Source organism: Phaeovulum sp. (assembly GCF_047638075.1).
Classification (GTDB): domain Bacteria; phylum Pseudomonadota; class Alphaproteobacteria; order Rhodobacterales; family Rhodobacteraceae; genus UBA6197.
In genome coordinates this window covers 74,751-97,307 of the sequence record NZ_JBLJBV010000001.1, presented here as the reverse complement: position 1 = coordinate 97,307, position 22,557 = coordinate 74,751, and the positions used below count along the sequence as shown (strand labels likewise).

The 22,557-nt window shown below is 59.2% G+C and carries 16 protein-coding genes; 10 read left to right on the top strand and 6 right to left on the bottom strand.

Features of this window, described 5'->3' with window-relative positions; translation table 11 throughout:
* Positions 1 to 92: 92 nt before the first annotated feature.
* Positions 93 to 2,180 (bottom strand): 4Fe-4S binding protein, encoded by a 2,088-nt coding sequence (locus tag ACM62R_RS00410; RefSeq protein ID WP_415182089.1) that lies wholly within the window; start codon positions 2,178 to 2,180, stop codon positions 93 to 95.
* A 238-nt stretch (positions 2,181 to 2,418) separates the two neighbouring features.
* On the opposite strand from ACM62R_RS00410, the gene ACM62R_RS00405 reads away from it, so the two are divergent.
* Positions 2,419 to 4,176, top strand: a complete 1,758-nt coding sequence (locus ACM62R_RS00405) for a cytochrome D1 domain-containing protein (RefSeq protein WP_415182088.1) — start codon at positions 2,419 to 2,421, stop codon at positions 4,174 to 4,176.
* Between the two features lie 289 nt (positions 4,177 to 4,465).
* Here the strand turns inward: ACM62R_RS00405 and ilvD are convergent, their stop codons facing one another.
* The 3 genes from ilvD to glpD form a co-directional block, all read right to left on the bottom strand.
* Positions 4,466 to 6,298, bottom strand: a complete 1,833-nt coding sequence (ilvD, locus tag ACM62R_RS00400) for a dihydroxy-acid dehydratase (protein ID WP_415182087.1) — start codon at positions 6,296 to 6,298, stop codon at positions 4,466 to 4,468.
* Positions 6,299 to 6,511: 213 nt separating this feature from the next.
* Positions 6,512 to 7,996 carry a glycerol kinase GlpK gene (gene glpK / locus ACM62R_RS00395; protein WP_415182086.1) on the bottom strand — a complete coding sequence of 495 codons (1,485 nt, stop codon included), beginning with the start codon at positions 7,994 to 7,996 and terminating at the stop codon, positions 6,512 to 6,514.
* A gap of 135 nt (positions 7,997 to 8,131) precedes the next feature.
* Positions 8,132 to 9,706 (bottom strand): glycerol-3-phosphate dehydrogenase, encoded by a 1,575-nt coding sequence (gene glpD, locus ACM62R_RS00390; protein WP_415182113.1) that lies wholly within the window; start codon positions 9,704 to 9,706, stop codon positions 8,132 to 8,134.
* Positions 9,707 to 9,875: 169 nt separating this feature from the next.
* On the opposite strand from glpD, the gene ACM62R_RS00385 reads away from it, so the two are divergent.
* Positions 9,876 to 10,655, top strand: a complete 780-nt coding sequence (locus tag ACM62R_RS00385) for a DeoR/GlpR family DNA-binding transcription regulator (protein ID WP_415182085.1) — start codon at positions 9,876 to 9,878, stop codon at positions 10,653 to 10,655.
* 34 nt (positions 10,656 to 10,689) lie between these two features.
* On the opposite strand, the gene ACM62R_RS00380 is transcribed toward ACM62R_RS00385, so the two are convergent.
* Together ACM62R_RS00380 and ACM62R_RS00375 are read right to left on the bottom strand one after the other, a co-directional pair.
* On the bottom strand, positions 10,690 to 10,902 hold the full coding sequence (locus ACM62R_RS00380; RefSeq protein WP_415182084.1) for a hypothetical protein: 213 nt from the start codon (positions 10,900 to 10,902) through the stop codon (positions 10,690 to 10,692).
* A 97-nt stretch (positions 10,903 to 10,999) separates the two neighbouring features.
* Positions 11,000 to 12,043 carry an MraY family glycosyltransferase gene (locus ACM62R_RS00375; protein ID WP_415182083.1) on the bottom strand — a complete coding sequence of 348 codons (1,044 nt, stop codon included), beginning with the start codon at positions 12,041 to 12,043 and terminating at the stop codon, positions 11,000 to 11,002.
* A 389-nt stretch (positions 12,044 to 12,432) separates the two neighbouring features.
* Between ACM62R_RS00375 and ACM62R_RS00370 the strand changes: the two genes are divergently transcribed.
* The 8 genes from ACM62R_RS00370 to ACM62R_RS00335 all read left to right on the top strand — a co-directional run bounded on the left by ACM62R_RS00370 (position 12,433) and on the right by ACM62R_RS00335 (position 22,529).
* Positions 12,433 to 14,613 carry a YjbH domain-containing protein gene (locus ACM62R_RS00370; RefSeq protein ID WP_415182082.1) on the top strand — a complete coding sequence of 727 codons (2,181 nt, stop codon included), beginning with the start codon at positions 12,433 to 12,435 and terminating at the stop codon, positions 14,611 to 14,613.
* A complete protein-coding gene (locus ACM62R_RS00365) occupies positions 14,610 to 15,245 on the top strand; it encodes a YjbF family lipoprotein (RefSeq protein ID WP_415182081.1) in 636 nt (211 codons plus the stop codon). Before ACM62R_RS00370 ends, ACM62R_RS00365 begins: the two co-directional genes overlap by 4 nt.
* Before the next feature lie 368 nt (positions 15,246 to 15,613).
* The gene (locus ACM62R_RS00360; protein WP_415182080.1) at positions 15,614 to 16,948 is read left to right on the top strand and encodes an oligosaccharide flippase family protein; all 1,335 of its coding nucleotides are present in this window, start codon (positions 15,614 to 15,616) and stop codon (positions 16,946 to 16,948) included.
* 27 nt (positions 16,949 to 16,975) lie between these two features.
* Positions 16,976 to 18,325, top strand: coding sequence for an O-antigen ligase family protein (locus ACM62R_RS00355; RefSeq protein ID WP_415182079.1), 1,350 nt, complete (start codon positions 16,976 to 16,978; stop codon positions 18,323 to 18,325).
* Positions 18,303 to 19,517, top strand: a complete 1,215-nt coding sequence (locus tag ACM62R_RS00350; protein WP_415182078.1) for a glycosyltransferase — start codon at positions 18,303 to 18,305, stop codon at positions 19,515 to 19,517. Before ACM62R_RS00355 ends, ACM62R_RS00350 begins: the two co-directional genes overlap by 23 nt.
* Positions 19,514 to 20,431 carry an NAD-dependent epimerase/dehydratase family protein gene (locus tag ACM62R_RS00345; RefSeq protein ID WP_415182077.1) on the top strand — a complete coding sequence of 306 codons (918 nt, stop codon included), beginning with the start codon at positions 19,514 to 19,516 and terminating at the stop codon, positions 20,429 to 20,431. The genes ACM62R_RS00350 and ACM62R_RS00345 overlap by 4 nt, the downstream gene beginning before the upstream one ends.
* Positions 20,428 to 21,429 (top strand): sulfotransferase family protein, encoded by a 1,002-nt coding sequence (locus tag ACM62R_RS00340; RefSeq protein WP_415182076.1) that lies wholly within the window; start codon positions 20,428 to 20,430, stop codon positions 21,427 to 21,429. Before ACM62R_RS00345 ends, ACM62R_RS00340 begins: the two co-directional genes overlap by 4 nt.
* Positions 21,426 to 22,529, top strand: a complete 1,104-nt coding sequence (locus tag ACM62R_RS00335; RefSeq protein WP_415182075.1) for a DUF1972 domain-containing protein — start codon at positions 21,426 to 21,428, stop codon at positions 22,527 to 22,529. Before ACM62R_RS00340 ends, ACM62R_RS00335 begins: the two co-directional genes overlap by 4 nt.
* Positions 22,530 to 22,557: the final 28 nt, after the last annotated feature.

Here is a 22,557-nt window from a genome sequence, read left to right as displayed (position 1 = left end):
ACCGTTTTATCGCGTCAATATTGGCGCGGTCCGGGCACGGACATGGCCGAGGCGGGGCAAAAGGCCATCGCCCTATTGGCCATTGGGCCCGCTCAGGGGGCCACGGCGTCGGTGGCAACCGGTTGTGTCGGGGCCGGAACGCGCACAGGTGCGGGGGGCGGAGTGGTCGCGCCGCGTGCGCGACGTTTTAGCACGGGGCATTGCGTGGCGTCATTCATGATGACCTGACACCGCAGACACAACACACATTCATTCGCGTTGATACGGCCCAACGAATCGATCGCGCCGACAGTGCATTTCGTTTCGCACAACCGACATTCGCGGCCGCATTGCGGGCGGCGGTGAAGCCAATCAAATATTTTCAGTTTGGCCGGAATCGCCAGACCTGCCCCCAATGGGCAGAGATAGCGGCAATAAAACCGCTCGATAAACAGCCCTGCGGTCAAAATTACCACGACGAACAACACGAACGGCCAAGCCCGGACGAAACGCATGGAAATCGCGGTCTTGAACGGTTCCACCTCTGCCAGGATCAGGGCGTCATGCATGGAATAGAATGACAGGGCGACGATCCCCACGAACAGCGAATATTTCAGCACCCACAGCCGTTCGTGCAGCGGTTGCGGTACTGTGATTTGCCGGATGCCAAGCCGCTGTGCCACCGCGTTCAGAATCTCTTGCAGTGCGCCGAATGGGCAAAGCCAGCCGCAATAGACACCCCGCCCCCAAAACAAGAGCCCCAGCGCCACAAAAGACCATAGAAGAAATATCACCGGCTCGATCAGGAATGTCTCCCAGCGAAATCCGGTTAAAAGCGAGTGCAGGAAGGCCACCACCTGAACCACCGAAAGCTGGCCGTTCAACACCATACCCAGAACCAGGAACGTGGTGGCCAGAAAACTTAGCCGTAATGCACGCCAAAGCCGGGGGCGCCGCGTGATCGAGTCTTGGGCAAACAAAATAACCGTCAATATGATCAGCATGCCGGCGACCAGACCGGTCGCCAGCTTTTTCTTGACCCAGATTTGCCGCCACAGCGGTTCTGGTGTGTAGGGCGCCATATGAAATTCGGACGGCAGATCATAGGGCAGTGAGATGGTCATGGCCAATTCGTCGCCGGAACGGGCGACGCGGGTTGCACGCAATTCCAGCGTGAAGGGCTGGGTTGGGTCAATCGTTGGCGGCATGTCAAAAAGGCTGATCTCTCGTATTTCGGGGCTGCCGCTGATGGCAAGGCGGCGGATCAGGCGATAGCCAGCCACGCCCGGATGCCAGTCCCGATCTTGTTGTCGAATTGTCAGCCGATCAAAAATACCGGTCCTTTTCCAGTCAGTGCCGCGATGCGACTGTAGCCCTGTCGACATCACGATAAGGGCTGAATGACCCGTTGGTAAGGCAGCCAGGGTTCGGGCAAATTCTTGTGGTCCCAAAAGGTTACGCCCGATTGTGGGGCTATCGACCACACCCGCCCACAAATGCACAAAATCATCATCACCGGGTAGAACCGGTACTTTGGCCCCGGCAAGTGCGTCGGCGGCGGTCGACATTGAGACGCGCGTTCCGACGACAGCCCCCATTGCAAGCAGCGCGTCCCAATCGGCTGGCTCATAATTGATCCGGTCGACGCCACTTCCTGCAACGATGCCACGCGCGACCGCCAAGGCCCGCGCGCTGCGCAAGATACCATCGCGAATCACGCCGGTTGAAACGGTCGCCCTGCTGATCACATCTGGCAGCGCACCGCCCTCGGACCCCGGCGTTGTGTCTGTCAGATCATAGCCGGTGTACCCGTCGACATACTGTGTGATGGCGGTTTCGGAAATGCCCAGCGTTAGAATCGGTTCATCGTGGCGCATCAACTGAACGCCGGTGATCCGACCCTCGGGCGACATCGCCAGCAAAACGTCAAGTGGTCGGCCTGAATAGCCAACCGAACCCGCAATTTCCCAGGTCGACCCCAGATAACCAAGAAGATTCGGCCCTTCAAACACGCTCCAGCCCGGCACACTGCTGTCATCGCGTATGACGTGCACCGGTCCGTCGATTTGCAACAACTGCGCCGCCATTTCGGGCGTAGGGGAAAGCGGCTCAGGGGCGAATTGCGAAATCCCGTTATTTGCCAGCGCCGGAAGGGCAGACAGAAAGCACAGCAGAATGAGGCAGAAGAGACGATTGATCATGGTACCGATGTGTTGGAGTGGATTACGTTCCAGATTGCGCGTTTTCGCACAATAATTCTTAGCATATATCAAGTGTATGTGCGACATAATGCCCATTATCTTTGATATTCCTCAAAACACAGGTAGAGTTGTCTCGATGCATGCGACAATCTTTCACCCTATCGCTTAACATAAATCAAGACAGCGTCGCAGATTTGAACCGATGTTGCCGATTGTATTTGATGCCAAGGAGCACCCAATGACAGACCGAGTTACCCAGGCCAGAACATTTCTGAAGGGCAGCGCTGCGCTGGCCATCGGGCTTTTGGCGGCACCGCTTTATGCGCAAGAAAAACCCGCTGACCACGGCGACACACCGGCGGCCGCCTATCAGCCCTCGATGACGACATTGGGGGAACTCCAAGTAGAAATCCCGGGTCGTCGGGCCGACGATCCGATCATGAGCGCCGAAGAGTTCCAGCAGGCGACAAAGATTTATTTTGAGCGCTGCGCTGGTTGCCACGGCGTTCTTCGCAAGGGTGCCACCGGTAAACCGCTGACCCCCGATATCACCCGCGAATTGGGCTATGATCACCTGCACAGCTTTATTACCTATGGGTCGCCCGCCGGGATGCCGAACTGGGGTACCTCTGGCGATCTGACCGAAGAGCAGGTCGACATGATGGCGCGGTACGTTTTGCTTGACCCGCCCACCCCGCCGGAATTCGGGATGCCCGAGATGCTGGCGACCTGGAAAGTGATGGTCGCGCCCGAAGATCGCCCGACCGAGAAAATGAACGATATCGAGATTGATAACCTGATGTCAGTCACGTTGCGTGACTCGGGTGAAATCGCGCTGATCGACGGCGACACCCACGAGATCTTGCAGATCATCAAGACCGGTTACGCAGTGCACATCAGCCGGATTTCGGCCTCGGGGCGTTATCTGTTCGTGATTGGCCGTGACGCCAAGGTGGTGATGATCGACCTGTGGATGGAAACCCCGACCCCGGTGGCCGAGATCAAGATGGGTACCGAAGCCCGCTCGATCGAAACATCGAAGTTTGAAGGGTATGAAGACAAATATGCCATCGCCGGGGCCTACTGGCCGCCGCAGTTCGTGATCATGGACGGCGCCACACTGGAGCCGCTGAAGATCGTTTCGACGCGTGGCAACCTTTATGATGAGCAGGTCTACCACCCAGAGCCGCGTGTGGCTTCGATTCTCGGGTCGCACTTCAAGCCGGAATTCATCGTCAACGTGAAGGAAACCGGCAAGATCCTGATGGTCGATTATACCGACCTGGTAAACCTTAAAACCACTGAGATTGCAGCTGAACGGTTCTTGCATGACGGTGGTCTGGACAGCACGCATCGCTACTTCATGGTTGCCGCCAACGCCCGCAACAAGATCGCGGTGGTCGATACCAAGGAAGGCAAGCTGACGGCGCTTGTCGATACGGAAGGTCAGACCCCACACCCGGGCCGTGGCGCGAACTTTACCCATCCGGACTACGGCCCGGTCTGGGCAACCTCGCACTTGGGTGATGAAACGGTCGCGATGATCGGTACTGATCCTGAAGGGCACCCTGATCAGGCATGGAAACTGGTCCAAAGCTTTGATGCGCTGGGCGGCGGGTCGCTGTTCATCAAGACCCATCCGAACTCGAACCACCTCTATGTTGATGCGACGCTGAACCCCGAATCTGACGTCTCATCCTCGGTTGCGGTGTTTACAATCAGCGACATGAAGGCAGGCGAAGCGCCTGAATACGTCACGCTGCCGATCGTTGAATGGGCCGGTATCGCTGATGGTCAACCGCGTGTGGTTCAGCCTGAATTCAACAAACAGGGTGATGAGGTCTGGTTCTCGGTATGGAATGCCAAGGACAAGGAAAGCGCGATTGTCGTGGTTGATGACAAGACGCTTGAACTTAAGCATGTGATCAAAGACCCGCGTCTGATCACGCCCACTGGCAAGTTCAACGTGTTCAACACCGGTAAAGACGTCTACTAAAATCGGTGCCCGCGCAGGTGCATTCTGCGGTATCTGCGCGGCCCAACAAAGCGGTGAGGCAAGGGTAATCTTGCCTCACTTGCGCGTTTATACGGCCTTGTTGGGATAAAGTGCGATTGGTGATTTTCTGCCTTCGTCCGTCCCTGATGGCCCCATGCCATTTTCTGCATGACCCGAGCTTCGTTTGGCAACATCTGCTGATGCCAAACGATGCGGGCAGTCCGCGGCACGCCCAAATACGCACCGCGTGACCCACGCAAAACCCTGATAGTGCGCAGGCTGGCCCCCATTAGACGATACGCACTGCGCCCTTGGCGGCGCTTGACGTTAGTGCGGCATAGGCCTTTAGCGCAGTGCTGACACGGCGTTTACGCGGCGCCTTGGGTTGCCAGCCCGCCGCCTCTTGCGCCTGGCGGCGCGCTTGCAGGATCGCGTCGTCCACCGCCAGTTGGATCTTTCGGTTCGGGATATCGATCTCGATGATGTCGCCCTGTTCGACCAACCCGATCATGCCGCCTTCGGCCGCTTCGGGGGAAACGTGGCCGATCGACAGGCCCGATGACCCGCCCGAAAACCGCCCGTCAGTGACCAGTGCGCAGACCGTCCCCAACCCCTTCGATTTGAGGTAGCTGGTCGGGTACAGCATTTCCTGCATGCCCGGTCCGCCGCGCGGCCCTTCGTAGCGGATCAAGACCACCTCGCCGGGTTTCACCTTGCCGGTCAGAATGCCCGAAACAGCGTCATCCTGGCTTTCGAAAATATGTGCGGGCCCGGTGAACGCGAGGATCGAGTCATCAACCCCGGCCGTCTTCACGATGCAGCCCTCTTCTGCGAGGTTGCCGTAAAGCACCGCCAGCCCGCCATCTTGTGAAAACGCGTGTTCGGCGCTGTGCACAACGCCGTGGACACGGTCGGTATCAAGACTGTCATACCGCCGATCTTGCGAAAACGCCTCTTGCGTCGGAACGCCGCCTGGGGCTGCGCGGTAAAACTCATGCACAGCGGCCGAGGTGCTGCGCACCACGTCCCAGCGGTCCAGCGCGTCCTTCATCGTCGGCGCGTGGATCATGCTGACTGATGTATCCAGCAACCCCGCCCGGTCCAGTTCGCCCAAAATCGCCATGATACCCCCAGCGCGGTGCACGTCTTCCATATGCACGTTGTCCTTGGCCGGGGCCACCTTGCACAGTACCGGCACCTGCCGCGACAAGCGGTCGATATCGGCCATCGTGAAATCGACCCCGCCTTCATGCGCGGCCGCCAACAGGTGCAAAACAGTATTGGTCGACCCGCCCATGGAAATGTCGAGCCGCATCGCATTTTCAAACGCGCTGAGGGTGACGATGTTGCGCGGCAATACGCGGGTATCGTTGCCCTCATAATAACGCTTTGCCAGATCGACGATCAGATGCCCGGCCTCCACAAACAGGCGTTTGCGGTCAGCATGGGTGGCCAGCATCGACCCGTTGCCGGGTAGCGACAGGCCCAAGGCTTCGGTCAGGCAGTTCATCGAATTGGCGGTAAACATGCCCGAACATGACCCGCAGGTGGGGCAGGCTGACTGTTCAATCGCCGCCACGTCACTATCGCTCATGCTGTCATCGGCGGCGGCGACCATTGCATCGACCAGATCCAGCGCCTTCACGCTGCCATCCTCAAGCACGACCTTGCCGGCCTCCATCGGGCCGCCGGACACGAACACCACCGGAATGTTCAGCCGCAGGGCCGCCATCAGCATGCCGGGGGTGATCTTGTCACAGTTGGAAATGCACACCATCGCATCAGCGCAATGGGCATTGACCATGTATTCAACGGAATCTGCGATGATCTCACGCGAGGGCAGGGAATAAAGCATCCCGTCATGGCCCATGGCAATGCCGTCATCCACCGCGATGGTGTTGAATTCCTTGGCAACACCGCCAGCTGCCTCGACCTCACGCGCGACCAGTTGGCCCAGATCCTTAAGATGAACATGGCCCGGCACGAACTGGGTGAACGAATTGACAATGGCGATGATCGGCTTACCGAAATCGTCGTCTTTCATTCCCGTGGCACGCCACAGACCGCGTGCGCCGGCCATGTTACGTCCGTGGGTTGATGTTCTGGAGCGGTAATGAGGCATGATGAGTTCCTTTTTACGGTTCAGGAACAATACTCGGCGCCCAAAGGCAAGCCCAAGCTCCTTTCGTCACCACGCTAATCGCGTAATCTTGTTTCTTTTATCGCTATCTAAACCATCTCACCCGCCCCCAAGCGCGCCGGTCCTACCCGGTGACACATCCACCATGTTAGGATGCCCGCCATGAATCAGGGGTAAAACCTCGGCTATGGCACCTTAAAACGCCATCGTCGCCGCTACAGCACGGCCCCAACGCCCGTATTTTGCCGCGCGGGTCTGCGCATCCATTGCGGGCGTAAATCGTCGTTCCAGTGCCCAGCCTTGGGCAAAACGCGCGGCGCTTGGGTAAACCCCTACATACATGCCCGCCAGCCACGCAGCCCCAAGCGCAGTTGTCTCGGTAATCTGTGGCCGGTCGACCGGTGCGCCGATGATGTCGGCTAAAAACTGCATCGTCCAATCTGACGCAGCCATGCCGCCATCCACCCGCAACACGCCTTCGGTCGCCTCCGGCCAATCCGCGCGCATCGCCTCCAACAGATCGCGCGTTTGAAAGCCGACGCTTTCCAGCGCTGCCCGTGCTATCTCGGCCGGGCCGGAATTGCGGGTCAACCCGAACACCGCACCACGGCAATCGGGCTGCCACCACGGTGCCCCCAAACCGGTGAACGCCGGAACCACCACAACATCCTGTGCCGGGTCAGCGGTTTTCGCCAATGACTGCGTATCGCCCGCGTTTCGAATCAACCCGAGCCCATCGCGAAGCCATTGCACCACCGCCCCCGCGATAAAGATCGACCCCTCCAGCGCATAGGTGGGCGTGCCGTCCAACTGATAGGCAATGGTCGTCAGCAGCCTGTTTTGGCTTTGAACCCTTTGACCCCCGGTGTTCAGCAACGCAAAACACCCCGTCCCATAGGTCGATTTCATCATCCCGGGTTGAAAACACGCCTGCCCCAGGGTGGCGGCCTGCTGATCCCCCGCCACCCCGGCAATAGGTATCTCCCCGCCAAACACGTCTTTCTGTGTCACTCCGAAATCGGCGGCACAGTCGCGGACCTCGGGCAGCATCGCCATCGGAATGTTCAGCAGCTTGCAGATTGCCTCATCCCACTGCCCTTCGCCAATATTATAAAGCATGGTCCGGGCCGCGTTTGTGGCATCGGTGGCATGAACCCGCCCGCCCGTCAGCCGCCAGATCAAAAAGCAATCCACCGTGCCAAAGGCCAATTCGCCCGCTTCGGCCCGCGTCTGCGCACCTTCCACATTATCCAGAATCCACCGCAGTTTGGTGGCAGAAAAATAAGGGTCCAGCAACAGCCCGGTCTTCGCGCTGATCTCAGGCCCATGACCGGCCGCCTCAAGCGCCTCGCACATGGCGGCGGTGCGGCGGTCCTGCCACACAATCGCCCAGTGCAACGGCTCTCCGGTTGCCCGGTCCCACACAATGGTCGTCTCCCGCTGGTTGGTAATCCCGATAGCGGCAATGTCGCCCGCTGCCAGCCCGGCCTTTGCAATTGCGGCGCGGCCGGTTGCAACCACCGTGCGCCATAGCTCTGCGGGATCATGTTCAACCCACCCCGAGGCCGGAAAATGCTGCTCAAACTCCTCTTGCGCCACCGCCGTGACCCGCATCGCCCCATCAAACACGATCGCCCGTGATGATGTTGTTCCCTGATCAATCGCCAGAATATGGGGCATTGTCGGATCCTTTTTGATGTACAGGCTTTTTTTTGGCAAAAATACTCAAACTACGTTGCCAGCATAAACCCGCATCGGCAACAAGGCGCGGAAAGACCGGCTACGCCTAAGCCCATGGCCGGCACTCGATGGCGCTCATTTGCCTCGGGACGCTTCCTCGGCCATAAAGGCGGCTAGCGCCGAGATCTGATCCTCGCTCAGCCGCAACCCCAGTTTTGAGCGCCGCCAAACCACGTCCTCAGCCGTGCAGGCGTATTCGCGCGTCATCAGCCAGCGTAGTTCTGCCTGGGTCAGGGTGGCCCCGAAATTTCGCCCCAGATCGGCGGCGGTGCGGGCCTCTCCCAAAACCTCGCGCGCCTCAGTGCCATAGGCGCGGATCAGCCGTCCGGCCCAATAGTCGGTCAGAAACGGATAATCCGCCTTCAGCGCGGCCGTCAGCGCCGCCACCCCATCATACGGAAAATCCCCCCCCGGCAGCGGCACCCGGGCCGTCCATTTATTGCCAAGCGCAGGGAAAGTCGGCGCAAGCTTGACCAAGGCTGCTTCGGCCAGCCGTCGATAGGTCGTGATCTTGCCACCAAACACGTTCAACAGCGGTGCGCCATCGCTATCAAGGCTAAGCACATAGTCGCGGGTGGCAGCCGTGGCCGAGGTCGCCCCGTCATTGTATAGCGGGCGCACGCCGGAATAGGTCCAGACGATATCATCCCGGGTCACTGGCCGTGTCAGATATTCCGACACGAAGGCGCAAAGGTAATCCTGCTCCGCCTCGGTGCAGCGGGCGTCGCCGGGGGGGCCATGGTGGTCTTGATCCGTGGTGCCAATCAGGGTAAAATCCTGCTCATAGGGGATCGCAAAACAGATCCGTCCATCGTGACCCTGAAAGAAATAGCAACGGTCGTGGTCAAACAGACGTCGGGTGACGATATGGCTGCCGCGCACCAAACGCACCCCCTCGGTTGATTTGATGTGGATGCGGTTTCGGATCACTTCTTCCGCCCAGGGACCGGCCGCATTGACCAGCGTGCGGGCAAGGTGTTGGCGGGTGCCCGCGGGGCTTTCGGTGGTGATGTGCCACAAGGCCCCGTCGCGGTGGGCCGAAACAACTTTGGTGCGAACCAGAATCTCAGCCCCGTGCGCCTCGGCGTCGCGGGCATTCAGTACAACCAGGCGGCTGTCTTCGACCCAGCAGTCTGAATATTCGTAGGCGTGCGTGAATTTCGGGTTCAGCGGTTTGCCTGCCGCATCCTGGGTCAGATCCAAGGTGCGGGTGCCCGGCAGAATTTTCCGCCCCCCCATATTGTCGTATAAAAACAACCCTAATCGGATCAGCCATGCCGGGCGTTGGCCCCGCAGCCACGGCATGAACAGGCGCAGCAGCTTTGAGGTGGGGGTGTCGCCTTCAAACCTCATGTCGCGGTGGTAAGGCAGGACAAACCGCATCGGCCAGCTGATATGGGGCATTGCCACCAGCAATGTTTCGCGTTCGGTCAATGCCTCGTGAACAAGGCGAAATTCAAAATACTCCAGATAGCGCAAGCCGCCGTGAAACAGTTTTGTCGATGCGCTGGAGGTGGCCTGCGCCAGATCGCCCATCTCGGCCAGCCGCACCGAAAGCCCGCGCCCCGCCGCATCGCGCGCAATACCACAGCCGTTTATGCCGCCGCCGATGATGAACAGATCGACCGGCGAATCACAAGGTTGCGTCACAGCCACGATGCTCTCTTTCCTTCAGCTTTTCGGATAGAGGGCGCTAAATAGCGCTGTTTGTCAAAGGATTCTTTCGCTATTATGCGAATAAGGAAAAAACGAAACCAATTCGCGCATTGTATCGGGCCAAATGTGCCGAATGGAAAAAGTCACCGGAGGGGGTGGGTGTATGGCGTTGAATTTGCGGCAAACCGAAATTTTGAACATTGCCCGGGTCGAAGGCCGGGTTGTGGTCGAAGCCCTTGCCGACCGGTTCAATGTCACGCTGCAAACGATCCGGCGTGACCTGACCGAGATGGCCGAAGCGGGCGTGCTTGACCGTGTGCATGGGGGCGCCGTCATGCGAAAAGGTGTCTCGAACATCGGGTATGCGGCGCGCCGCCGGATGCATGAGGCGGCAAAAACGGCCATCGGCCGCGCCTGTGCGGCGGCCATTCCCAACAACGCGTCGATGATCCTGAACCTTGGCACCACGACCGAAGCTGTTGCGCGTGAATTATTGCATCATAGCAATATTACTGTGGTGACGAACAATATCAACGTGGCAAATATTCTCGTTGCGAATGAAAGCTGCGAAATCATGGTCGCGGGGGGGGCGTTGCGCCGGTCAGATGGTGGGCTTGTGGGCGATCTGACGACAGAGTTCATCAAGCAGTTCAAGGTGGATTTTGCTGTTATCGGCACCTCGGCACTGGATTGCGACGGCGATCTTTTGGATTTTGATCTGCCCGAGGTAAGGGTGTCGCGCGCGATCATTCAACAATCCCGACAGACGTTTTTGGTGGCGGATAGTTCAAAACTGGGGCGCTCGGCACCCGTTCGGTTGGCGTCGCTCTCAGAGATTGACGCGATATTCATTGATGAACCGCTGCCAGATGCTTTGGCGCAGCGGTGCATTGCCTGGGAAACAGCCGTGCATCTTGCCTGCGTCGCGCCATCGCGAAAATGAATGGAAATGCAGATCTACGGGCGCCGCGTTTGGGTCAATCTGCCGTTGCCGTGGCGGATGAACTGCTGCCTGCGGCCGCCGCCGTAACGGCCGCGCCTGCCAGAACGGCGGGCAGCAGGAACGGCACAAAGTTGGTTGCTTCGGCAATAGGCGGGATATTCAACGTCTCGCTGGCGGTGGTGTCTTGCGCCTGGGCTGTGCCTGCGACTATCGCCATAAAGATGGTTAGGATTGCTGGCATGCGCATGATCCGTGTTCCTTTCAAAGTTTCCTCCTTGGTTGCTAAGCCATAATCCCCAAGAAAATGATAACACTGGCCGACGTCTTGCACCGCCTCGCAGGGGTCACAGGTGATGTAGACCGGCAGTTTCGGGGGTTAGGCTTATCCGCGAAATCAGGGGTTGGCCGCGGCGTTTGGCAAACGCAAGACCGGTGGCATATGTCATCATGAAGACGACGCCGAACAGCACAAACGCCGCGCACGCCTCTGCCGGACGATCCCAAAGCACAATCCCGCATAGCACGGGGGCGGCAATGAATGGTGTCAGGATCAAGGTTGTCAGCGGGTTGCTGATGGCACGTTGTTGGCGCCCCATAATCACCAGTTCCAGCGCCCGCATGATCAGTTGATGAAAATGCAGACGGTCGGGTTGATGCGTGGGGCGCCCGGCATGCTTGCGGCGGTAAATTGCCAATGCAGTGTCAGCCACGGGCCAAAAGAACACCAAAAGCACGGCCCAAGGGGTCACTTCTGTGGATGCCTGAATAACCAAAATAGCAAACCAGCCAAGCACATGACCCAAGGTATAGGCCCCGCCATCGCCCAGAAAGATTTTTCCCGCCGGAAAGTTGAAAATGAAAAAACCCAACACAGCCGGCACGATCAGCAGCACCATGAAAGCCAGGTTATCAAGCCCGGCCTGAAGACAGATTGCGCCCAGCCCCATTGCGATCAGCATGGCTGTCACTGCGGCTAACCCATTTACACCGTCAATCAGGTTGACAGCATGGCAGATGCCGGTGACTGCAAAAACCGTGAACAAGATTGCCATCGGCGCGAGATGCAAAAGCAAATCAAGGCCGGGCATGTGGCTTTTGGTCAGCCAGATCTGCAACAGTCCTATCACCACCAGGCTAGAGGCGGCCGCCGCAACAAGCCTGCCGCGCGGGCTGATGCGAACCCCCAGATCCTCGGCCAGCCCTGCTGCGGCAACCGGAATGACCGAAAGCATGAATATCGCAAATAGCCGCTCCAGGCCCGATGGCGCGAACAAAAGTACCCCAGCGATCAATGCGGTGACGACTGCAACCCCCCCGATGCGTGGTGTGGCAACCAGATGAGCGGCCTGAATCGCCTTGTCATCGCTGATGCGCGTGGTTCGATGCAAATGCCTTGATTTTGTGGCGATCAAGAGTGCGGAAATCAGGAAAGACACCGCAAAAGTGGCCAGATGGCCAAATGGAATGACTGACGCCAAGGACATATGTCTTTACTCCAAAACCGCAAAAAGGCGGGTGCTGTTGGTCGTGCCGCAGAACTGCCCACCCAACAACCACATCAATCGGGGCCGTTAAGAGGGCTGCCGCAACGGCAACCTTCGTTGTGAACATCGACCAGAAAGCGTGACCCTGCGCGTTGAATTCATAATTATCAAAATACAACCTTAAGTATAATCAATTTACAATAGACAACTTTTAATAGATTGATAAATATTCACAGCGTGCCCGATGGTGCGCGTGCTGATCATGCTGCCCTGTAGCCCAACAAGAGGTATAGATGACCGGTAAGAAGCCTGGTTCACGCCATGGTAGGTCCCTGATTCCGCTTTGGCGCCAGTTTGGCCGCCACACACATGCGTGTGTTCTGGCGGCTGCGCTGGCAACCTGCGTGACGGCCGCCAACGCAGAGGAAAACCCCAGCCGTTCGCTGATGGGAACACCGGGTTACACGGACATGCCCTCGGCGTTCATGCCGCCGCGTGACACGTTGGGTCTGAACCTCAGCACTCGTGGCGGTAGCCGTCAGGCCAGCCTTGATTTTCAGATCACCGACCGGCTGGGTGGGACATTTCGCTATGGCTATCTTGAGGGGCAAAGCACCGGGCTGGCCGCGAACTACGACCGCAGTTTCGATCTACGCTATCAACTTTTGCGAGAGGGGCGGCGGTTGCCGGCCGTGACCGTGGGAATGACCGATTTTCTGGGCACCGGGATACTCTCGTCAGAGTATCTGGTGGCCAGCAAACACCTGGGCGAGCGTTTCACCGTAACGGGCGGTATCGGCTGGGGACGATTGGGGACGCATCACGGTTTCAAGAATCCGTTGTCATTTCTGGGGTCCGCTTTGGAAACCCGCAAGCCAACCGCCGACAGTTCCGCAGGTGCCGGGGCGACCGGCGGGCAGGTTGAGCTTGGCCGGCTGTTTTCGGGCGATGCTGCGCTGTTTGCGGGTATCGACTGGCGCGCGACAGATCGGCTGACGCTGTCGGCCGAATATTCATCGGACGCCTATGATCTGGAACGCGACCGCACCGGCTACCAGCAAAAGACGCCCTTCAATTTCAGCGCAAAATACGCATTGCGCAATGGCGATCAGATTGGCTTGCACAGCTTTTACGGCACGCAGTTTGCGCTAAGCTACAGCCACGCGCTGGCACCGGGGCGGCCCCGGCTGCCGTCCGGGCTTGATACCGCCCCACCGCCGATCCAGCCACGCCCGGTGGTGGATATGGCGGCATGGCAGGGGGCGGTTTTTGCCTCTGCGGGCCGGGCAGTACCCGTGGATCTGGTCGCGGCGCTGCGCGGGCAGGGTCTTTTGGTGCAGGGGGTCGCGGTAGAGGGCCGGGCCGCCACGGTGACGGTTGAAAACGCCGCTTGGGGTGCCTCGGCGCAGGCGGTCGGGCGGGCGGCGCGGGTTATGGCCAACCATCTGCCGTCGCAGGTTGAGACGCTGCATATCCGGCTGGCCAGATCCGGGATGGAGATTTCTGAGGTCACGCTTCAACGCGCTGATCTGGAGCGCTATGAAAATATGCCGGGCGGCGCGCAGGCAATGGCCGCGCGCAGTATCATCCAGCAACCGGGGCGGGCATTGGCACCTATGCCGGGGGTGTTTCCGAACACGCGCTTTGGCCTTTCCCCCTATCTCGCGCCGTCGTATTTCGACCCCGATAAACCGGTTCGGCTAGACCTTGGGTTTCAGGCGAGGCTGGATTATCAGTTGGCCCCCGGTATCACGCTGTCGACCCAGCTTCGCAAACGCGTGGTCGGGAACCGTGGCCCCACCCGGTTTGCGGCCAATTCCGCGCTGCCGCATGTAAGAACGGACTCGGGGCTTTTTGATCAGAACGCGGACCCGGAAATCAGCCACCTGACCGCTGAATACCTGTTCCGACCGGGGGCGGATCTGTTTGGCCGGATTACCGCCGGCCATCTTGAAAGAATGTATGGCGGACTATCCGCCGAGCTTTTGTGGCAGCCCACCGATAGCCGTTTGGCGCTGGGGGCAGAGCTGAACTATGCCCGCAAGCGCGACTACAACAGTATTCTGGGTTTTGATGATTACGACGTCATCACGGGCCATGCCTCGGTTTACTATGACATTGGAAACGGTTTCGTCAGCCGCGTTGATGCCGGGCGCTACCTTGCGGGCGACTGGGGTGGCACCTTTACGCTAGAGCGCCGGTTCAACAACGGCTTTCGGATTGGCGCTTTTGTGACGCTGACCGATGTCAGCGCCGCCGATTTTGGCGAAGGGTCGTTCGATAAGGGCATCACCTTGCGGATACCGCTGGATTGGGTCAGCGGCAAACCATCCCGCGTTGCGGGCAATATCATCCTGCGCCCCGTGCAGCGTGATGGCGGTGCCCGGTTGGATGTTCAGGGCCGGCTTTACGACCGGATCGCTGATGACCAGGCCCTGACCCTCAACAACCGCTGGGGGAGGTTCTGGCGATGAAAAATGTAACCCTTTGGGCCTTGTGCCTATTGCTTGCCGCATGTGGGCTAGGGGAAACGGGCGCGGCACAGCTGGTGGCGCGCGGGTTCCCCGCAGCAACCGGGGACGCAGCGGATGAATACGCAGTGCTGCGCCACCAAGGGCGCGCGACCATGATTTTCGCTAACGAGGCGGCCGGAACATCAGCCGAGTTTGTCGAGGTCGCATCGCGTGGCGGCACCCATAGCTGGCGCAACGCTGCCAACATAGGGCTGGTCACGCGCGACGGTTTTTTGCTGGCAACCCGGGGGCTGGGCCATGACGCGATGGCGATTGACCCCGGTGCTGCCGTGGTGCTGGTGCTGACGGGACAGAACGGCAACAGCCAGCGTTTGCATGAAGAGCTGAACGGAGATGACCGGGTGCGTCGCCACGCCTTCACTTGTGAGATCCGAACCCAGGGCAATCGAGATATCGAGATTGGCGGTAAAAGTGTTTCCACGCGGCTTATGGCCGAGAATTGTTTCAGTGCCACGGGGCCGTCATTTACCAATCTTTACTGGGTCCGGGCCGGGCGTGTGATGCAAGCGCGGCATTGGGTCAGCGCGGGATTTGGCACATTGGCGATGCGCGCGCCCTCAGTGCGGGGCTAGCGGATGGGTGTTGACATTGGGTCTTGTAACGATTTCGGCCCCTTGGTCCCACCGGGCAATATGGCAATGGCCGGAATGTGGCGGTTGGCGGCTGGGGCCGATGGGTGGGCGTGCCCGTCTGACATCACTCAAAATGGTGATCGGCACGCGAAAAACAATGACCAGTATCAGCGACACCGCCATGAAGATCAGCAATGCGCCAACGGCGTAAAGAAAAATACTGACCAAAATATTGCCTCCACGTTTTGGTCCGGCCACATTCGCATCAGTACTTTAAGGAGTGATGAAGTTTCTGTCGATGGCGTCACGCGCGCTTGCATATTTGGTGCGCTAAACGATTGTGCCCCCCTTCAGCGCACGAGGCGCAGATGAACACAACGCTGAATTCATCGCACCCCAACCGCCAAATTCATCGCTTTGACGCGCATGATCGTGAAATATTCAGAGGTGCCGTGGTGGCATTCGTGCTGCGTGGCATTGGGGCAGGGCTGGCGTTCGCCCTGAATATTGTCATCGCGCGGCTACTGGGGGCCGAGGGTGCAGGCCCCTATTTTATAGCACTTTCGGTGACTGTGATCGGGTCAGTTATCGTGCGGGTGGGGCTGGATAATTCGCTATTGCGCTTTGTCTCGGCCGGGGTGGCGCTGCAAGACTGGGGCCGGGTACGCAGCGTCTTCAGGCTGGCGATGGGCGTCACACTGGCCAGTTCCGGCGCCCTGGCGCTGGGTCTTATGGTATTCGCAGCGCCTCTTGCCGCGCAGGTATTTGATCGCCCGGCGCTTGTCGGGCCACTGCGTTATGCGGGGGCGGCGATTGTCAGCTTTTCGATCATGTCGTTGCTGTCAGAAGCGCTGAAGGGGTTAAAATTGATTGGCCCGTCGATGTTGGTTGCGGGCGCGCTTTACCCGTTGTTCGGGTTGGTGCTGATCTGGCCGATGGTGCATCTTCTGGGCCCCGATGGCGCCAGCGCCACTTATTTCGTGGCAACGGCGCTTGCCGCGGCGGTGGGCTGGTGGTTTTGGCGGCGCGGGTTTGTCACTCACGATACCCCAGCGGTTTTCGGCTGGGCCGAGCTTTGGGATAGCTGCCGCCCGCTTTGGTTGATGAGTGTCGTCACCCGTGCGATCCTGCCATGGGCGCCAGTGTTCTTGCTGGGCTTTTGGGGGAGCGGCGATCAGGCGGGCATTTTTGGCGCGGCAACGCGGGTGGCGCTGCTGGTTTCGTTTCTGCTTGTGTCGGTCAATACGATCCTCGCGCCAAAATTGTCTGAGCTGTTTGTGCGCGATGAGGTGGCCACTTTGCGAAGGCTGGCTAACCGGATGACACTGGGGCTGTGTATTTTGACCAGCCCGCTGTTTGCGCTTTTGATATTTCAAGGCAGCGCGGTGATGCGACTTTTCGGCCCCGAATTCGCGCAGGGGGGGGCGGTGCTGGCCATACTCGCCGTGGGGCAGGCGGTCACGGTGGCCAGTGGCGCGGCAGGTCAGATTTTGATGATGACCGGAAACGAGCGGATCATGGGCGATCTGTCGCTGGGCGCCTGTGCGGTGTTGCTGGGGTTGTCGTGGCTGCTGATCCCTGCTTACGGAATGGTGGGCGCCGCCATCGCCAATGCGGTCTGTATGGCGGTAGTCAACCTTGGCGCGCTGCTGTTTTCGGCGCGGGTATTGGCGGGGATGCATATGCCCGAGGGGGCGACGTGATGTCGTACGACCTCCAGGAAGGGTGCCATGTATTTCATTTTTGAGGCCATCCTGATAACAGGTATTGCTTTCGTTCGTTATCGCGCGGCGCTGCTGTTTTTCACCTTCCTTCTTGCTCTGTCTCCACGCTCAACGTCAATTGCGATTGGCCAATCCGGATTGGCATTTTCATTCACACGTTATGCGCTGCTGGTGATGCTGGGGTGTTTTATCGTCAAATTAATGAGGCATCCCAAGATCTGGCGCCGCGCAAAATACGCTTTGTTTCAAGAGCGATCTTCAACCATCCTCATTTTATTGGCAGGATTGAAGTTGAGTATGTCGTTTTATGCAACCGGTGTCAGTTCTCTACCTTATATCTTTGATGATGTCTCAATCACGCTGATGTGTTTCCTGATATTTTATGTATTCACCAAAACACAGTACGATTTTCGTAAGTTACTGGTCGCGATGACCCTGTCAGTGCTGCTAAGTGGCCTGCTGGGTCTGATTGAGGCTTCATTTGCAAAACCATTGGTTACGTTCCTGGCGTCCGGCGCGGTGGCGGGGTCGGACGATGTGCTGGCGGGTATCACCCGTAATTCAAGTTATCGCTTGCAGGCGCTGTTTGATAATCCGCTGCTACTGGCCGAGTTTACAGTTCTTGCGACACCTTTGATCATATACCTTTTCCATACCGCGTCAGGGTTTCTTCGCATGATCTGGGCGGGGGCGATGTTCGTTGCGGCGGCGCTTTTGGTGGGGACAGGGTCGCGTGCTGGCTTGATTCTATATGCGATCGAGATTCCTGCAATCTTCGTTTTATCGAGGCGTGGGGATTGGGGGTTTTTGCTGAAACTTGTCGCGGCGTTTGTGGTTGTCACTGTTATTGGTGTGGCCCTTTATTCCGGCTTTGACAGTTTCATGTCCCTTGCCCAAGAGGGTAAGACTGGCAATTTCTGGTTATACGACGACGAAGACCGTAGCACACTGGAACGTGCATCTCAGTATCTGATCGTCTTTGAGCAGATGAAAAATAATCCCTTTTTCGGTTTCGGTGTTCGTCAAAGTCTTCACAATGAACTGGATTTCCTCAATCGCCTTGACAGTTATTGGCTGCGATTGTTGCTGGAGGGGGGGATATTCGCGCCGCTATTGTTCATCGGGTTTGCCATCGTCGCTATTCGGCGCGTAATCGGATCGGATCTTATCGGTTTTCGCAAGCCACCGTTGTTGCGGGCCGCGCTGTTGGTTTTTATTGCCATGTTCGTGTCGCTCAAATTATTCATCTCAATCCCCAGCAATAATATCTACTTCTTCATTGTTATTGGCGCCTTCTTTGGTGTCACTCAAAAACCAAACAAGGTCTGGTCTGATGCGCATTCTGCTTGCCCATAATAATTACACCGTCCAAGGCGGCGCCGAGGTGTTTTACCACGAAGTCGCACGCGTCTTGCGTGCGCAGGGTCATGTTGTGGCGATGTTTTCGGCGGCGGAACCGGGGCTGGATGTGCCGGGTGTCGAACACTTTCCCGAGGCGGTAGATTACCGCGCAGGTGGTCTTTTGACGCGGGTGCGCCATTTGCCGGGGCTGGTTTACAACCGCAAGGCCAAGGCTGCGATGGCCCGGCTGATAGCCGAATTCCGCCCCGATGTGATTCACGCATTTGCAATTTATGTGCGTCTGACGCCTGCAATTCTTGAGGCGGCGAAAGAGGCTGGGGTGCCGGTCGTGCTGTCGTGCAACGACTACAAGCACCTCTGTCCGAACTACAAACTGTTCCACAACGGGCGCAACTGCGAAGAGTGCAAGGGCGGGCGCTTTCACCGCGCGCTGGTCAACCGCTGCTGCCATGGGTCGACCGCATTCAGTGCTGCCAGCATGATCGAGGCCTATGCCCATGATCGGCGCGATATCTGGTGCAAAAATGTGTCGTGCTTTCTGTTTGCCAGCAAATTCATGGCGCGCAAGACCGAAGAATTCTGGGGTAAGGACCGCGTCCAGATTGATTTTCTGCGCAACCCATTTGACGCGAAAAAGTATCATGTTGCGCCAAATGTCGGCCGTTACATGCTTTATTTTGGGCGATTGATTGATGAAAAGGGGGTGCAGGTGCTGCTGAAGGCGGCCGCAATGACCCCCGAGGTTCCGGTGGTGATTGTCGGTGATGGGCCGGATATGGATCAGACCATCGCCCGTGCCGCGACCTTGGATAATGTTCGCGTTGTTGGCCCGGCCTGGGGCGATGATCTGGCAGATTGGCTACGGGGCGCGCGGGCGGTCGTGGTGCCATCGCTTTGGCATGAGAACTTTCCCTATGTGATCTTGCAGGCGTTCGCTGCGGCCACGCCGGTTGTGGGCGCAAGGCGCGGCGGTATTCCGGAACTGGTCGATGCTGGCCCCCATGGCTGGACCTATGAGGCAAGCGATGCGTCCGCACTGGCCGCGTTGCTGCGTGATGTGGCCGCCGCACCCGACGATCAGATTGCCGCCATGGGTGCCGCCGCGCAGGCCTATGTCGCGGCCGAATTCACCGATGATGCGATCTACACCCGCCTGATGGCGATTTACGAAAGGGTCACGCAATGAGGGCGCTGGTTATCGGCGGTAGCGGGTTTATCGGCTCGCATCTGGTGGATGCGCTTTTGGCGGCGGGCCTGCGCGTGCGGGTTTTTGATCGCGCACCAGAGCGGTTTCGCGCGACACCTGCCGGGGTGCAGTTTATTCAGGGCGAGTTTGGCGATACCGCCGCACTGGCCGAGGCGCTGGCCGATGTCGACTGCGTCTTTCATCTGATCAGCACCACGGTTCCGGCGACCTCGAATCTTGATCCGGTGGCCGATATTCAGGGCAATCTGATCAACACGGTGCGCCTGTTGGCGTTGATGCGTGCCGCAGGGGCGCAGCGGCTGGTTTATCTGTCATCGGGCGGCACGGTTTACGGGGTGCCCAAGGCGGACCCGGTTCCCGAAAGCCACCCCCTTCAGCCGATCAGTTCCTACGGTGTGGTCAAGGTCGCGGTCGAAAACTATCTGCGGATGGAGCAGTATCTACACGGACTGCGGCCCATCGTGCTTCGCGCTTCCAACCCCTACGGGCCACGGCAGGGGCATGGCGGGGTGCAGGGCGTTATCGGCACCTATCTGCGCAAGATCAAAGAGGCGGAGCCGATCCAGCTATGGGGGGACGGCAGCGTCGTGCGCGACTTTATCCATGTGAAGGATCTGGCGGCTTTGTGTCTGCGGGCCGCGCAAAGCGATGTCACCGGCATCTATAACGCGGGCAGCGGAGAGGGGCATTCGATTGCGCAGATCATTGATCTGATCGGCGTGGTGATCGGCGCGCCTGTGGTGCCCGAACGCAAACCGGGGCGCGGGTTTGATGTGCCGCGTGTGGTGCTGGACGTATCGGCCGCGCGGCGTGATCTGGGGTGGCAGCCGCAGCGCGACTTGCGCGATGGTCTGGCGGAAACCTGGGCTTGGGTGCAGGGGCAGGGCGCATGATCTTCGTCGTGGGCAACAGCCGCAGCGGCACCACGCTGATGGGCCGGATACTGGGCGCGCATCCGCAGGTGAACACGTTTGAGGAACTGCATTTCTTTGAAAACCTGATTACCCCCGCGGCGATCCTGGCCCCGCCCACATTGGCGCCCGGGGCCGCGCGCGCCCTGGTCGTGCGGCTGCTGACCACCGCCCGGGGCAATATCTTTGCGCGGCCCGATCCGGCGGCCTTGGGCCAGGCGCCGGACCGGATACTGGCCGAGGCGGGGGCAGACCCAATATCGCTTTACCGCGCGGTGCTGCGCCATGAAACGCTGCGCGCGGGTAAGGCCATTTCCTGCGAACAGACCCCGCGCTACCTGTTCTCGATTACCGAGATACGCGCCGCCTTTCCCGAGGCGCGTTTTATCAACATGGTGCGTGACCCGCGCGATGTGATGCTGTCGCAAAAGAACAAATGGCGGACCTATTTTCACGGCTCATGGAACATGCCCCTGGCCGAGGCGGTCCGGGTCTGGGCAAATTACCATCCGGTTCTGATGGCAAAACTCTGGTCGGCCGCTGTGCGCCGGGGGGCCGCGTTTGGCCCTGCTGAGGGGGTGCTGACCGTCCGGTTTGAAGATCTTTTGGAGGCGCCGCAGCATACCGTGGCCGGTATCTGCGACTTTCTGGGAATAGCCTTCCATCCGCCGATGCTGGCGGCAGAGGACATCGGCTCATCGGCCAAGGCAGACCGGCCGGGCCAACGCGGGCTGAACCCCACGGCATCGGGCCGCTGGCGCAATGGCGGGCTAAGCGCGCGCGAACTGGCCATCTGTCACCGCCTTTGCGCGCGCGAAATGCGCGCAATGGGCTATGACGTGGCTGAACTGCGCCTGTCGGGCCTGCGCTATATGGCCGAACTGCCGCCATTGGTGGTGAAGGGCGGCTTGTCGCTGGTGCTGAACCTGCCTCGCAACCGCAATGTGCTGGGTGCAATCCGGCGCCGGTTCCTGCAATGAGAAAATGTCATCAGATTGCCATTCTGGGCACCGTTGGCGTGCCGGGCGTTTACGGCGGCTTTGAGACGCTGGCAGAAAACATTGTGCGCCAGCATCAGGGCCAGGGCCGCCCCGAGGGGCTGACGGTTTATTGCAGCGCGCGCGCCTATCCTGATCGTCCGCGCCGGTTTTTGTCAGCCGGGTTGCGCTATCTGCCTCTGTCTGCGAATGGGGTGCAAAGCATCCCCTATGATATCTGGTCCCTGTTTGATGCGGCACGGCGCGGCACTGATACGGCGCTGTTGCTGGGGGTGTCTGGGGCGCTGGCGTTGCCGCTTTTGCGGCTGTTCCCGCGTGGGCGACGGATGCGCGTGGTGACCAATATCGACGGTGTCGAATGGAAGCGCGACAAGTGGCGCGGATTGGCGCGGCTGATCTTGCGGCTTTCCGAACGCGCGGCGGTGCGCTGGTCTGATGTGGTGGTGGCTGACAATCAGGCGATTGCTGATCATGTGGCGCAGACCTATGGCGCGGGTTGCCATGTCATTGCCTACGGCGGTGATCATGCGCTGGCCACCCCGCCCGAGGCTGCGGCCGATCCGCAACTGCCCGAACGATACGCGCTGGCGCTGTGCCGGATTGAGCCGGAAAACAACGTGGCGATGATTCTGGCGGCTTTTGCGGCAATGCCGGACCAACCCCTGGTCTTTGTGGGCAACTGGTCGGCCAGCGACTATGGCCGCAGCCTGCGCGCGGCCTATGCGGGCCGGGCCAACCTGCACCTTCTGGATCCGGTCTACGAACCCGCCCGCCTGCGCGCGTTGCGTGACCGTGCATGGCTATATGTGCACGGCCATTCGGCAGGGGGCACAAACCCCTCACTGGTCGAGATGATGCATTTCGCCATTCCGGTACTGGCGCATGGCTGCGCCTTCAATCGGCATACGACCGAAGGGCTGGCGCGGTATTTCACCACATCTTCAGAGCTTTCCGAAACCCTGCCCTTGATAGACGCCCCGTCTGCCGCGATGATCGGGGCAGACATGGGCAGGATCGCCCGCGCGCGCTATACATGGGAAAAGATCGGGGGTGCCTATTTTGCCCTGATCGGACAAAGATGATTTCGGCGGCTTGTCAGGGACTTTGTTG